This window comes from Mycobacterium sp. IDUB_21 (genome assembly GCF_055419425.1).
Window position 1 is genome coordinate 322,163 of the sequence record NZ_JBVAXQ010000003.1, and the last position, 12,613, is coordinate 334,775.

Consider the following 12,613-nt stretch of genomic DNA (forward strand, 5'->3'; position numbering starts at 1 on the left):
TCATCATGATCAGGCCTCCGGGCTTGAGATTACCGGGGCGCGACAATGACCCGGCGCACAGCGATCCCTAACGCGGTCTGCAGGCCCAGCCGAACCGATGACTAAAGTTGTCGGGTGACCTCCGACTCTTCGGCCGCCCGGACGCGGCTGCCGCGGGAGGTCGGAGTCTTGCTCGCCGCGAACTTCTTGATCGCGCTGGGCTACGGGGTGGTGTCGCCGGTACTGCCGGTCTATGCCCGTCATTTCGGGGTGAGTATCTCCGCGACCACGTTCCTCATCACCGCGTTTGCGCTGACGCGGCTGTGCTTCGCCCCGGTGAGCGGGTTGCTGGTTCAGCGACTGGGGGAGCGCCGGGTCTATGTGACCGGACTGTTGATCGTCTCGGTGTCGACTACCGCTTGTGCCTTCGTCCAGACCTATTGGCAGCTCCTGATTTTCCGCGCGCTCGGCGGTGTCGGATCGACTATGTTCTTCATCGCCGCGGTGGGGCTGATGATCCGGATCAGCCCGGCGGATGCTCGCGGGCGCGTTGCCGGAATGTTCGCGACCGCGTTCCTGCTGGGCACGGTGGGCGGTCCGGTATTGGGCAGTCTGACAGCGGGTTTCGGTCTGAGTGCGCCGTTCTTGTTCTACGGTTCGGTGCTGCTGGTGGCGGCCACCGGGGTGTTCGTCAGCCTGCGCAACTCGCACCTTGCCGAACCGGCCGACTCGTCGGGGCCCACGGTGTCGGTGCGAGCGGCGCTGGCCCATCGCGCGTATCGGTCGGCGCTGTTGTCGAACTTCGCCACCGGCTGGTCGGTGTTCGGATTGCGGGTCGCGTTGGTGCCGTTGTTCGTCACCGAGATCCTGGGTCGCGGACCCGCCGTCGCCGGTCTGGCGCTGGCGACGATCGGGATCGGCAATGTCTGCGCGGTGCTGCCCAGCGGCCATCTGTCCGACCGGATCGGCCGGCGCGGCCCGCTCATCATCGGCGTAGCGGTGTCCGGTGTCGCGACGATACTGCTCGGTGCGAGCTCGTCGCTGCCGATGTTCCTGGCCGCAGCGTATCTGGCAGGGGTGGCCTCGGGTATGTACGGTGCGCCGCAGCAGGCTGTCATCGCCGACCTGGTCGGGAGCCAGGCCCGGGCCGGGACCGCGGTGGCGACCTATCAGATGATGGCCGACCTCGGGTCGATCGTCGGCTCACTGGTGGTCGGACAGATCGCCCAACGACTGTCGTTCGAGTGGGGGTTCATGATCAGCGGCGGCGTCCTGCTGGTGGCGGCCGTGGGCTGGGTACTGGCGCCGGAGACTCGGGCGCGCGCCCCGATCGGCGAGATCACCGGCGCGACGTGGCTAGGCTCGGTTGATGGTGACGCTGGACCGGCTGGTCAACGTAGTGGGGAGCTACGGGGTTCGCCTCCGGTTCTGTTCCGTCCCGCGGACGACGCGGCTGAGCAGCGTCGTGATGCACGAGGTGACCGGTGAGCGCGCCGTCGTCGGCGACGTCCTGCTGGCCGTCGGCGCCCGCTCGGTAAAGGAGGCGGTGCGCTGGGCGGTGGCCGCCAAGGCGGTCGCCGTGCTGGTGCGCGACGGCGAGGACAAGACCGCATTCGCCGGTGAGGGCGAGTCGCTGGCGGTACTGGTGGTGGATCCAGCGGTGTCCTGGAGCGAACTGGCCGCTGTCGTCTACGGCTTGGTGCTTGAAGGCAGGGAGACCGAATCCGGTCGCGGCCCGACGGATCTGTTCGCGGTGGCCGACAGCCTCGCCGATGCTGTCGGCGGAGCGGTCACCGTGGAGGACCAGCTGGGCCGGGTACTGGCCTACTCGAGCGGCCAGCGGCACGCCGATCCGGCGCGCTCGGCGACGATCCTCAACCGGCAGGAGGCCGGGCCGCTGCGGGAGTTGTTCGAAAAGCGCGGCGTCCTAGCGCATTTGGATCGCCACGATGAACCGCTGTTCGTCGCTGCGGACTCCGAGCACGGGCTGACCGGCCGGATGGTGGTGGCGGTACGGGCCGGCCGCGAGCCGCTGGGAGCGGTGTGGGTGGCCTGCCCGGCTCCTTTGAACGGCCGACGGCTGACCGCACTGTCCGACGGCGCCCGCACGGTGGCACTGCACGTACTACGGTCACGGGCCAGTGCCGACCTGGAACGCCAGGTCGAATCCGACTGGGTGACTCGGCTGCTGGACGGTGGAACTGATTGTGCCGACGCCGCCGCCCTGGTTGCCCGGCTGGGTCTGCCGCAGGCGCCGCTGCGGGTGATCGCCGTGCAGACCCGGATCGCCACCCAGCCGCATGCCGGGCTGTTGTTGGCCTTCGAGGCCGTCACCACCGGATTCGGCTGGTCGCGTCCGGGTCGTAGTGCACTGGCCGCCAACACCGTTTACACGGTGCTGCCGGCGCAGGACACGGCGCAGGCCCGGCAGTGGGTGCGCGGGCTGCGCTCGGCACTGCCGCAGCAGGCCAGTGTGCTGGCCGGGATCAGCGCGGTCGCAGGCGTTGCGGAACTGGCCGCGGCGCGCCGGGAGGCCGAGGAGTGCCTGGCGCTGCACGAAGCCGGGTCGCCCGACGGTGCGCCGCCGGCCTACGACGAGGCGTGGGACGAGATCGTGCTACGACGGCTCTACACCGCGGCCCGATCCGGCCGGGTGCCGGCTCGTGGGCCCGTTGCAGAACTGCGCCATCACGACGCGGCGCACGGCACGCCCTATGTGGCCACACTGCGGGCCTGGCTCGACGCTCAGGGCGATCTGGCGCGAGCGGCCGAGCGGCTCGGCGTACACGAGAACACCATGCGTTACCGGTTGCGCAAGATGGCGGAGGTGACCCCGCTGGGCCTGGACGATGCGCGCACCCGATTCGCGGCGATGATCGAGCTGGCGGCCGGCGACATGTCGATTCTCGACAAAGGCTGATGTCATCGTTGTGTGATTCGGTCAAACCGGCCGTCTGACGATCGCCGCATCATGGAGTGATGGGTGCCGACAACCGGATCGATGGCGCGCCACGGTCGGTGATCGTGGTGGGCGCCGGCATCGTCGGGTTGTCGACCGCCTGGTTCCTGCAGGAGCGCGGTGTCGAGGTCACGCTCGTCGATCGGGTCGGTGTTGCGGCGGGTTCTTCATGGGCCAATGCCGGCTGGATCTCCCCGGCACTGGCCATCCCGCTCAACGAGCCCGCCAATCTGCGTTTCGGGCTGCGGTCCCTGCTCAGCCGGGGCGCGCCGCTGCAGGTTCCGCTCAACTCGGGCCCGGCACTGTGGACGTTTTTGGCGCGCTTCGCCGCGAACAGTCGCCCGTCGGCGTGGCGTCGTGCGGTGCGGGCCAACGCACCGCTGAGCGCCGAGTGCATCGAGGCCTACGACGTGCTGGTGGCCAACGGGGTGGACGCCCCGGTCACCGATGCGCCGATCACCGCGATCTTCCGCACTTCGGCCGATGCCGAGCGTCTGCTCGACGAGTTGCGGAGGTTCTCCGAGGCCGGCCGGCCGGTGTTCTGCACTGAACTGACCGGTGCGGCGCTGCGAGAGCGGGTGCCGCTGGCCTCATCGGCGGTCGCCGCCGCGGTGCAGATCGACGGCCAGCGATTCCTCGACCCCGGTCGGTTCGTGACTGCGCTGGGTCGCGCGGTGGTGGACCGCGGCGCCGTGCTGCACACCATGGACGTCACAGACGTGGCGCCCGCCGGGGACGGCGTTGCCGTGACGGGCCGAGACGGTGCGACGTTGACGGCGGCGGCGGCGGTGATCGCCAGCGGAGCCTGGCTGTCGCGGCTGGCGGCGCGCTGGATTCGGGTACCGGTGCGGGCCGGGCGCGGCTACTCCTTCACCGTGCCGGTCGACGGGCCGGTCACCGGTCCGATCTACCTGCCCGATGCCCGGGTGGCCTGCACGCCGTTGAACTCCAAGCTGCGGGTTGCCGGCACCATGGAGTTCGGGGATCCGGATGCCCCGATCGTCCCTGCGCGCGTCGAGGCCATCGTCGCGGCAACACGGCCGCTGCTCGACGGCGTGCGCTGGGCTGAACGCACCGATGTGTGGGTAGGCCCGCGACCGGTCAGCCCGGACGGGCGGCCCCTGGTCGGTGAGGTGTGTCCGCGCACCGTATATGTAGCCGGCGGCCACGGTATGTGGGGCATGACGCACGGCCCTGTCACGGGCCGGCTGCTGGCCGAGCAGATCACCACCGGCAAGCAGTCCGCCGTTCTGCGTGAGCTCGATCCGCTGCGCTGAATCCCGCAGGTATCCAAGCAATTCCCTTTAGTGAAGGAGATCGTCGATGACTGATTCGCAAGGTGTCTGGATGACACAGCAGACCAAGGACCGGCTGCTGGCCGAGCTGGCCGAATTGTCTGAGCCGCATATCGGCTCGGGCAGCGCCGACATCACCGAGCAGCAGGCGCGCCAGGCCCGGATTCATCAGATCCACGACTTGTTGTCGGTTGCGGTTGTCGGCGAGGATCCGCCGGACGACGGTGTGGCTGAACCCGGCATGGTGCTCACGGTGCGCTACGACGACGACGACACCGAGACCTTCCTGCTGGGGGTGCGCGACGATGACCAGAGCGGGTTGGAGGTCTATTCGCCGCAGTCGCCGCTCGGCAAGGCGATCACCGGGGCCCGTCCCGGGGAGCAGCGCAGCTATCAGGTGCCCAGCGGCGCCAACGTGACGGTCACCCTGCTCGAGGCGGTGCCCTACAGCCAGCACCAAGCCCGGCACCCGGCCTGAACGGCGGCCGAGCGACCAGGTGTTTTGAGCCGCGGTATGGCGGTGGTGTAGCTTCGATGAGCACGACATCGCGGGGCTATGGCGCAGTTGGTAGCGCACCACACTGGCAGTGTGGGGGTCAGGGGTTCGAATCCCCTTAGCTCCACTCATTTTATTGAGTACTCCACTCACTCTGCGCTGACCGCGCAAAAGTGCGAGTAGCTCGCCGGTGGATGCAGAGTCAACGTGGCCGATCCGCATCGGTACGGTAACGAATTAATTGGGTCGGCTGGCTACTTACACCATTGTGATACGGTTCATTCGCAGTCACAGATTGCGCGTCCGGGGGGCTGGATACTAACAATCGGAGTTTACGTTGAAGAGCCTCGGGAGAGCCGGTATCGCGATATTCGCCGGTATTGGCTTGTATACAAGCGCACTGATATTCAGTTCTCACGCGGTGGCTGTCCCCTTTGCCGCGCCGCCGCTAGGTGGCCCGGTGTGCGCAGGTGGCGTGGTCGCTCTCACCTCCGGTGAAGGCGCGGCGCCGGTTGCCGGCGTGGCCGATGCGACGTTGGTGGCCGGCACGGGAGTGCCCTGCGGGCCGGCTGTGGCTGATTTGACCACTCTCGCAGGACCCGTGCCGATGGGTCTTCCCGGGCCGGTGGCGCCGATTCCGATCGCCCCAATTCCGGTGGTGCCCGGAATGCCCCCACCCGTGCCGTTGGTGGCGCCGGGGCCGGCCGGAGCCGCCGCGGCAAGCCCGATCGCGGGAATGGCGGCCGACGCTATCGGTGCCCCCATCGGCTTGGCCGGCGGCACCAAATAAACCTCTCGTTAAAGGGCCTGCGACCATCTGGTCGTGGGCCCTTTTCCGTGCATGAAAATTCTGAACACCGCCGCACAGAATACTTTGCCTAATTGTTATTCCGACGCGACTTCATTGTTACGAGGCTATGTCTGTCAATATCGAATAAATGGCGTCGGTCAAGTGTTCACAAGCCGTCGCGGAGTACCCGCACAGTAACCCGCGACGTCGTCGACGATATCCCGGTAGAACCGGTCCATGCATTTCTCGGTGACATAGCCCAGGTGTGGGGTGAGCACGGTATTTTTCAGCGTCGTCAACGGGTGTCCGGACGGTAGCGGCTCCTCGCCGTAGACGTCGAGCCCCGCACCCCGAATGCGGTTCGTGCGCAGTGCCTCGATCAACGCCGCCTCGTCGACCAGGCCGCCGCGGGAGGTGTTGACCAGGATCGCGCTGGGTTTCATCGCGGCGAGTTCGTCGCGGCCGACGACACCGCGGGTCGTTTCGGAGAGCACCAGATGAATTGACACCACGTCCGCGGTCTCGAACAGGCTGCGCCGGTCTGTCAGCTCCGCCTGCGCTTCGGCGGCGCGTTCCGCGGTCAGGTTCGGGCTCCATGCCGTCACCCGCATACCGTAGGCGTGGCCCACCGCGGCGACCAGTCGGCCGATCCGGCCCAGCCCGACCAGTCCCAGCGTCGCCCCGGCGAGATCGGCGCCGACGGTCTGTTGCCAGCCCCCGGCCCGCAGTGCCGCGTCCTCGATGATCAGGTGGCGCTGCAGGGCATGGATCAACGCCCAGGTGAGTTCGACCGTCGGAGTGATGATGCCGCCGGTCCCGCACACGGTGATCCCGAGCCGGTGGGCGGCCGCGATGTCGATGGCGGCGTTGAACGGTCCGGTGGTGACCAGCAGCTTGCACGACGGCAATCTGCCCAGCAGGCCGGCGTCGATCGGGGTGCGCTCCCGCATAGCCACCACCACCTCGCGATCGGCCAGCTGGGCGACGAGCTCGTCGCCGGGAGCGATGTGTTCGCGCAGCGCCAGCAGGTCGACGGGCCGCGGGATGGGCGACCAATCCACGGTTTCGGCGATGCCCTGGTAGTCGTCGAGTACCGCGATACGCAGCGGCGAGGAGGTGTCCATCTCAGAAGGCGTCCGGGTCGCGCTGGACCGCTTCGGGCACTGGGTGCTGATACAGCCGAGAGGCGTTCTCCCAGGTGAACTTTCGGATCACCTCAGGGGGAAGGCCGCCGATCTCCTCGTGGATGACGCGCTGGGTGTGCGGCCAGGTCGAGTCACAGTGCGGGTAATCGGCTTCGAGCATGATGTGGTCGGTGCCGATGCGCTCATGCTGGCAGAATGACGACTGGTCTTCGACGGCGCAGAACCAGAAGTTGCGTTGGAGCACTTCGGCGGGGGAGAGGGTTTCGCCGAGCGCTTTCCACGTTCCGTACATCTGGTGGTAGCTCAGCATGTGGTCGAGCCGGTCCAATAGCCCGGCGACCCAGCCGATCCCGCCCTCGGACAGACAGATCTTCAGATCGGGGAATCGGCTGGGAAGCCCGGAGTACAGCCAGTCCACCGCGGCCGAGATGGCATAGGCGAAAAACAGCACGCCTTGGACGTCGGGCGGTGCGTCGTCGGTGGTGGACGGTGCCGATCCGGACGACCCGATGTGCAGATTGACGACGGTGCCGGTCTCGGCGCAGGCGGCGATCAACGGGTCCCAGTAACCGGAATGGATGGTCGGCAAGCCCAGCATGGCCGGGTTCTCGCTGAAAGTGACGGCGCGAAAGCCTCTTTCCGCGTTCTCGTAGATCATCTTCGCAGCCAGCACCGGGTCCAGCAGCCACGGCAGCTGACAACCGATGATGCGGTCCGGGTAGGAACCGGCCCACACCTCGTGGTGCCAGTCGTTCCAGGCGCGCACCGAGGCCAGTGCCAGCTCTCGGTCTTCGGTCGCCAGCGCAAGCCGCTGTCCGGCGAAGCCCGGTAGGAACGAAGGGAAGTTCAGTGAGGCGTAGACGCCGTTGAGGTCCATGTCCTTGACGCGTTCGTGGATGTCCCAGGCGCCGCGGCGCATCTCGTCGAACCGGGCGGGTTCGAAACCGTACTCCGACACCGGCCGGCCGACGACGGCGTTGAACCCGACGTTGGGCAATGACTGGCCGTCGTATATCCAAGTCTGGCCGCCGTTTTCGGTCTCGACTACTTTGGGCGCCCGGTCGGCCAGTTTGCGCGGGACGCGGCCTTCGAAGGTGTCGGGAGGTTCGACGATGTGATCGTCCACCGAGATCACCGTGTAGCGGCGTTGCGCGCGTGGCGGTTCGGGCAGGAACGTCACCGTACGCTCGGCGCCGACCTTGGCGGTGGTGAATTTCGGGTCGGAGCTGAGCTCATCGATCGATTTCACTCACGAGCCTCGTTTCTGCTCAGTCCAGCACGTGACGGTCGGCTTTGATGGTCATGCGTGCTGCGCCGGCCCAGTACACGTCGGCGGCGCGTTCGATCAATGACGCCTGCATACCGGCCATGTCGGACCGCTTCATCGGCGACGGCGTCCGGCCGGTCAGCATGACGTGGTAGGCCAGTTTGCAGACCCGTTCGATGGTCGCGGACCGATAGACCGCCTCGGCGAGCGTGCGTCCGGTGGCGATCACCCCGTGCGAGGCCAGGATGGCCAGGTTGGCGGCGCCGATGCGCGCGGCAAGCTCTCGAGCCCGGTCGGCACTGTCTATTTCGCCGTCGTAGCTGTCGACGAAGCACAGGTCATCGAGGAACAGCGACCCGGTCTGGTGCACCAGTTCGGGCAGTGTCTGCAGCGATGCCAGCAGGCTGACGTAATAGGGATGGTTGTGGATGATCACCCGCGCGTCGGCGCGGGCCCGGTGCAACTCGGTATGGAGATGAATTGCCGGAGTGACATCCCAGCGGCCGCGTATCACCCGGGCGTCCTCGTCGACGGTGCAGATGTCGGAGGCGGTCAGTTCGGCCCACCACAATCCCCACGGATTGACCAGCATCTCGGTCTGCCCGTCGGGCTGCCAGGTGATGTGACCGGCCATGTTCTCGGCAAAGCCGATCTCGGCGAGGTGGCGAAACGCCACGGCGAGCGCCTGCGAGTCGCTCAACTCCACGCCGATCGGCGGCACCACCGAGGGTGACCAGGCCGCGGAGCCACCGGGACGCACCAGCTCATCCGCGCTCATGGTGTCCCGTCGCGCTCCATCATAACCAAATCATATGGAAATAAGACGGGACGTCAATCGTGGTCGCGGTGACTCAGTCGCCCCCGTCGCGTACCGCGCGCGATCCGCCCGGGCGGATCATCGCGGGATCGACGGTTCCCGACCAGCCGGGGTAGCGCTGGGCGTGCACCAGGTGCGCCGCGGAAAGGTCTCGTGCCCGCTGGGCGTCACCCACGTCGATCGCGTCGATCACTTGGCGGTGGTCTTCGAGGACGGCGCGGCGTTCGGACACCGGCACCGTCGAATGGTCCGTGACTTGCGCCGACCAGCTTTGCTCATGAGCTGACCACAGGGTTTCGAGTGCACCCGCCATGACGAGCATGGTGACGTTGCCGCAGTGCGTGACGAGCGCTTCGTGGTAGCGCCGGCTGGCCGAGGTCGCTTGCGGCAGGTCGTCGACGGAAGCCACCGATTCCTCGTGCAGTCGCCGCAGAATCGGCACCACCGTGCTTTTGCGGTCCGGCCGCCCCGCGCACAGCGCCGCGCATGCCGGTTCCACTTGAAGCAGCGCGGTGCCGACATCGGCGAGGCTCACCTGCTGGGAGCCCAGCACCAGGCCCATCGTATAAGCGACGTTCGCTGGTGTGGGGCGATGTATTACCGCGCCGCCGTGTTTGCCGCGGCGCACGGTGAGCAGTCCCTCGGCTTCCAGGATCCGCATGGCTTCGCGCAGGGACGGCTTGCTGATGGCGAATTCGACCAGCAGTTCGTCTTCCTTGGGCAGCACGTGATCGTCGGTGAGCTGGCCGGCGAGGATGCGACGACGTAGCTCGTCGGCCACCTGTTCGGCGAGCCGCCGGAAGCGGACGGTCGGTGCTGCCACGCGGTCGAGTGTGCCAGATCGACGCGGTTCGACCGGGTCCGATCGACCGTTGAATCCAAATGATTTGTGTCATACGATCGCCGTGCGAGAAGGGGACCACGGGCGTGCAGCACTGGACTGTCGGCGAAGTTCGGATCCACGCGGTTCTTCAGGCGGTCATCCCGATCCCGCCGTCGCGACTCTTCGGTAACGCACCCGCGCGATTTCCGGCGGCTTTGGCGCCGGACTACGTCGACGCGGCGGGCAACATCCTGATGGCGATCCAGTCCTATCTGATCGAGTCCGCAGCGGACCGTGTGCTCGTCGACACCTGCTTCGCCGAAAGCTTCCTGCGGACCCGGCAGATACCTGATCGCTTCGAGGAGTCGTTGGCCGCCACCGGGTTTCGTCCCGAGGACGTCACGGCTGTGGTGTGCACGCATCTGCACCGGGATCACGCCGGTCGCAACACCACCGAGCAGCGCGGGCACTGGGTGCCGACGTTCGCCGGCGCCGACTACCTGGTGACCGCGGCCGAGCACGAACACTGGCACGGCAGCGCCGGTGAGGACCGGGTGCCAGCGGAATGCGTTGCGCCGTTGGAACACCACGGCAAGCTGCGGCTCATCGACCCCGATCACCAGCTGACCGAGGCGGTCCGGCTCGTCCCGACCGCGGGCCACACCCCCGGCCACGTGTCGGTGCGCATCGAGTCCGCCGGCGCCGTCGCGTACATCAGCGGTGACGTCGTGCACCATCCGATCCAGATAGCTGACCCCGGGATCTGCGCCCTGCCCGACGCAGACCCCAGCGCTGCCCGGGCCAGCCGGCTACGACTGCTGCGTGGCGCCGCCGATGAGCGGGCGCTGCTGCTCGGATCGCATTTCGCCGCCCCGTCGGGCGGCTACGTCAACAACGCCGATGAAGGTCTGGCGTGGCAACCGCTGGTAGAGCGAGAGGGAGCACGATGACCGAGACACAGCGCCTACTGCCGGAGGGGTTCGACTTCACCGACCCCACTCTCATCGGCGAGCGGATCCCGCACGAGGAGTTCGCACTGCTGCGCAAGACCGAACCGATCTGGTGGAACACCCAGCCGTTCGGCGTCTCCGGCTACCCCGATGAGGGCTACTGGGTCGTCACGAAGCATGCCGATGTGCGGGCGGTGTCGCTGCACGATGAGGTGTTCTCCTCGCACGAGAACACCTCGCTGATCCGGACGAACACGACGGACAACCCAGAGCTCCACGACGCCAGCCGCGACAACATCATGCTGTTTCTCGACGGAGCCAAGCACGCCAAGCTGCGCCGGATAGTCTCCCGCGGATTCACGCCGCGGGTCGTTGCCGACATGCGGGACTCCCTGGACCGCCAGGCCCGCGAGATCGTCGCCGCCGCCGCCGAGCACAACACCGGCGACTTCGTCACCGAAGTCGCCTCTCAGCTGCCGTTGGCGACCATCTGTGAGTTGATCGGTGTGCCCACAGATGAGCGCCAGCAGGTCTTCGACTGGAGCAACCGACTGGTGGGCGGCGGCAACGGCGACCCGGAGGCGGCAGCCGACGGGATGCAGGCCTCCGCCGAGTTGCTGGGCTACGCCTACCAGATGGCCGAAGACCGCAAAGCTCGCCCGCGCGACGACATCGCGACAACCCTGGTCACTGCGACTATCGACGGAGAGGCGCTGACCGCGCTGGAATTCGGCTACTACGTGATGATGCTGATGGTCGCCGGCAACGAAACCACCCGCAACGCGACCTCGCAGGGGATGGCAGCGTTCTTCGACCACCCCGAGCAGTGGCGGCTGTTCGTGGCAGAACGCCCGCCGACCATGGTCGATGAGGTAGTCCGCTGGGCCACCCCGGTGATCTCCTTCCAGCGCACCGCGCTGCGTGATAGCGAACTCGGTGGGGTGCAGATCACCAAAGGGCAGCGGGTCGGGATGTTCTACGGCTCCGCCAACTACGACGAAGAGGTCTTCGACGACCCGTTCACGTTCGATATCCTGCGAAGTCCCAACCCCCACTTGGGTTTCGGTGCTCCCGGTGCGCACTACTGCATCGGCGCGAATCTTGCCCGCATGCAGATCAACCTGATCTTCGGTGCGCTGGCGGACATCATTCCCGACATACACCAGCTGGACCGCCCATCGCGTTCCGTGCTGCCCTGGATCAACGGAATCGACGCAATGCCGGTGGAATTCGGCGGCGCATCGACGTCGTAGGGGTCGTCCTGGCGAGCGGCGTCACTCCTTGATGATCACCGGGTCGCCGATGTTGACCCGGTCGAAGTACCATTCGGCGTCCGTGGGGCTCAGACCGACACAACCGTGGCTGACGTTCTCCAGCCCCAGGGAGCGCAGCGCCCACGGCGCGGAGTGGATGTAGAGCCCGCGCCGGGTGATGCGCACGGCCTGCTCGACGTCGAGCCGGTAGCCCTCCGGGTCGTCGTTCCGGATGCCGACGCTGCTGGAGTCCATCAGGACTTTTCTGTCCTTGGCCAGCACGGTGTAGTTGCCCGTCGGAGTGGGGAAGTCGGACTTGCCCATCGAGGCGGGCATCACCCCGTCTTCGCCCCAGTGCGGGCGGTGGTGCGGTGCCGGCAGCGGGCCGGCCTCCTCGTCGTCGACGGTCACCGTGAAGGTATGGGAGGAGATGCTGGCGACGCCCACCACCTTCGCTCCGGTGGTGAAGTCGACGGAGAGCTTGCCCACCGACAGCGCCACGGTGCTGTGTGCCGGCCAGTAGCGGTCGGGAAGCCACTGCACCTCGGTGTCGTCGACCCAGTCAAACCTTCCGGTCATGGGTGGGTCCGTCCGCACCGCGACGGCGCGCTCGGCGGCCAAACGGTCCAGCACCGGTGCGGCGAAACTCACCACCACCGGGTGCCCCACGCCGACGACGGCGCCCGACGCCGGCTGGATCGATGCGACACCGCCGCCCGGTGGTTGGCCGGCCGCAGCCGAACTCGTTCCCGGCGGCGTCACGAGCGTTGTGACGGCGACCCCGACGACGACGATTACAGAGCGCACCGATTTCCACATCTGCGGCTTACCTTCCCGAA

Annotated in this window: 12 protein-coding genes and 1 tRNA gene; 8 read left to right on the forward strand and 5 right to left on the reverse strand. The window is 67.3% G+C overall.

The window, feature by feature from the left end; genetic code table 11:
- Window positions 1-114 precede the first annotated feature (114 nt).
- From ACZYY4_RS06835 to ACZYY4_RS06860, 6 genes are all read left to right on the forward strand, one after another.
- Complete coding sequence (locus ACZYY4_RS06835; RefSeq protein ID WP_463808868.1) at window positions 115-1,467, forward strand: MFS transporter; 1,353 nt, start codon at window positions 115-117, stop codon at window positions 1,465-1,467.
- Window positions 1,349-2,899 carry a PucR family transcriptional regulator gene (locus ACZYY4_RS06840; protein WP_463808870.1) on the forward strand — a complete coding sequence of 517 codons (1,551 nt, stop codon included), beginning with the start codon at window positions 1,349-1,351 and terminating at the stop codon, window positions 2,897-2,899. Before ACZYY4_RS06835 ends, ACZYY4_RS06840 begins: the two co-directional genes overlap by 119 nt.
- Window positions 2,900-2,958: 59 nt before the next feature.
- Window positions 2,959-4,215 (forward strand): NAD(P)/FAD-dependent oxidoreductase, encoded by a 1,257-nt coding sequence (locus ACZYY4_RS06845; RefSeq protein ID WP_463808871.1) that lies wholly within the window; start codon window positions 2,959-2,961, stop codon window positions 4,213-4,215.
- A gap of 46 nt (window positions 4,216-4,261) precedes the next feature.
- Window positions 4,262-4,711, forward strand: coding sequence for a GreA/GreB family elongation factor (locus ACZYY4_RS06850; protein WP_463808872.1), 450 nt, complete (start codon window positions 4,262-4,264; stop codon window positions 4,709-4,711).
- Between the two features lie 72 nt (window positions 4,712-4,783).
- Window positions 4,784-4,856 (forward strand) — tRNA-Ala (locus ACZYY4_RS06855).
- A 333-nt stretch (window positions 4,857-5,189) separates the two neighbouring features.
- Complete coding sequence (locus tag ACZYY4_RS06860) at window positions 5,190-5,519, forward strand: hypothetical protein (protein ID WP_463808873.1); 330 nt, start codon at window positions 5,190-5,192, stop codon at window positions 5,517-5,519.
- Window positions 5,520-5,677: 158 nt separating this feature from the next.
- Here ACZYY4_RS06860 and ACZYY4_RS06865 read toward each other — a convergent pair whose 3' ends face one another.
- From ACZYY4_RS06865 to ACZYY4_RS06880, 4 genes are all read right to left on the reverse strand, one after another.
- Window positions 5,678-6,643, reverse strand: coding sequence for a D-2-hydroxyacid dehydrogenase family protein (locus ACZYY4_RS06865; protein WP_463808874.1), 966 nt, complete (start codon window positions 6,641-6,643; stop codon window positions 5,678-5,680).
- 1 nt (window position 6,644) lies between these two features.
- A complete protein-coding gene (locus ACZYY4_RS06870; protein ID WP_463808875.1) occupies window positions 6,645-7,913 on the reverse strand; it encodes an amidohydrolase family protein in 1,269 nt (422 codons plus the stop codon).
- A gap of 19 nt (window positions 7,914-7,932) precedes the next feature.
- A complete protein-coding gene (locus ACZYY4_RS06875) occupies window positions 7,933-8,709 on the reverse strand; it encodes a class II aldolase/adducin family protein (RefSeq protein WP_463808876.1) in 777 nt (258 codons plus the stop codon).
- Window positions 8,710-8,782: 73 nt separating this feature from the next.
- Window positions 8,783-9,571: a FadR/GntR family transcriptional regulator gene (locus ACZYY4_RS06880; RefSeq protein ID WP_463808877.1), complete on the reverse strand. Its 789-nt coding sequence runs from the start codon at window positions 9,569-9,571 to the stop codon at window positions 8,783-8,785.
- Window positions 9,572-9,675: 104 nt separating this feature from the next.
- Between ACZYY4_RS06880 and ACZYY4_RS06885 the strand changes: the two genes are divergently transcribed.
- Both ACZYY4_RS06885 and ACZYY4_RS06890 read left to right on the forward strand, forming a co-directional pair.
- Window positions 9,676-10,521: an MBL fold metallo-hydrolase gene (locus ACZYY4_RS06885; RefSeq protein ID WP_463808879.1), complete on the forward strand. Its 846-nt coding sequence runs from the start codon at window positions 9,676-9,678 to the stop codon at window positions 10,519-10,521.
- On the forward strand, window positions 10,518-11,774 hold the full coding sequence (locus ACZYY4_RS06890; protein ID WP_463808880.1) for a cytochrome P450: 1,257 nt from the start codon (window positions 10,518-10,520) through the stop codon (window positions 11,772-11,774). The genes ACZYY4_RS06885 and ACZYY4_RS06890 overlap by 4 nt, the downstream gene beginning before the upstream one ends.
- 21 nt (window positions 11,775-11,795) lie before the next feature.
- On the opposite strand, the gene ACZYY4_RS06895 is transcribed toward ACZYY4_RS06890, so the two are convergent.
- Entirely contained in the window at window positions 11,796-12,593 is a 798-nt protein-coding gene (locus tag ACZYY4_RS06895) for a L,D-transpeptidase (protein WP_463808881.1), read from the reverse strand.
- Window positions 12,594-12,613: the final 20 nt, after the last annotated feature.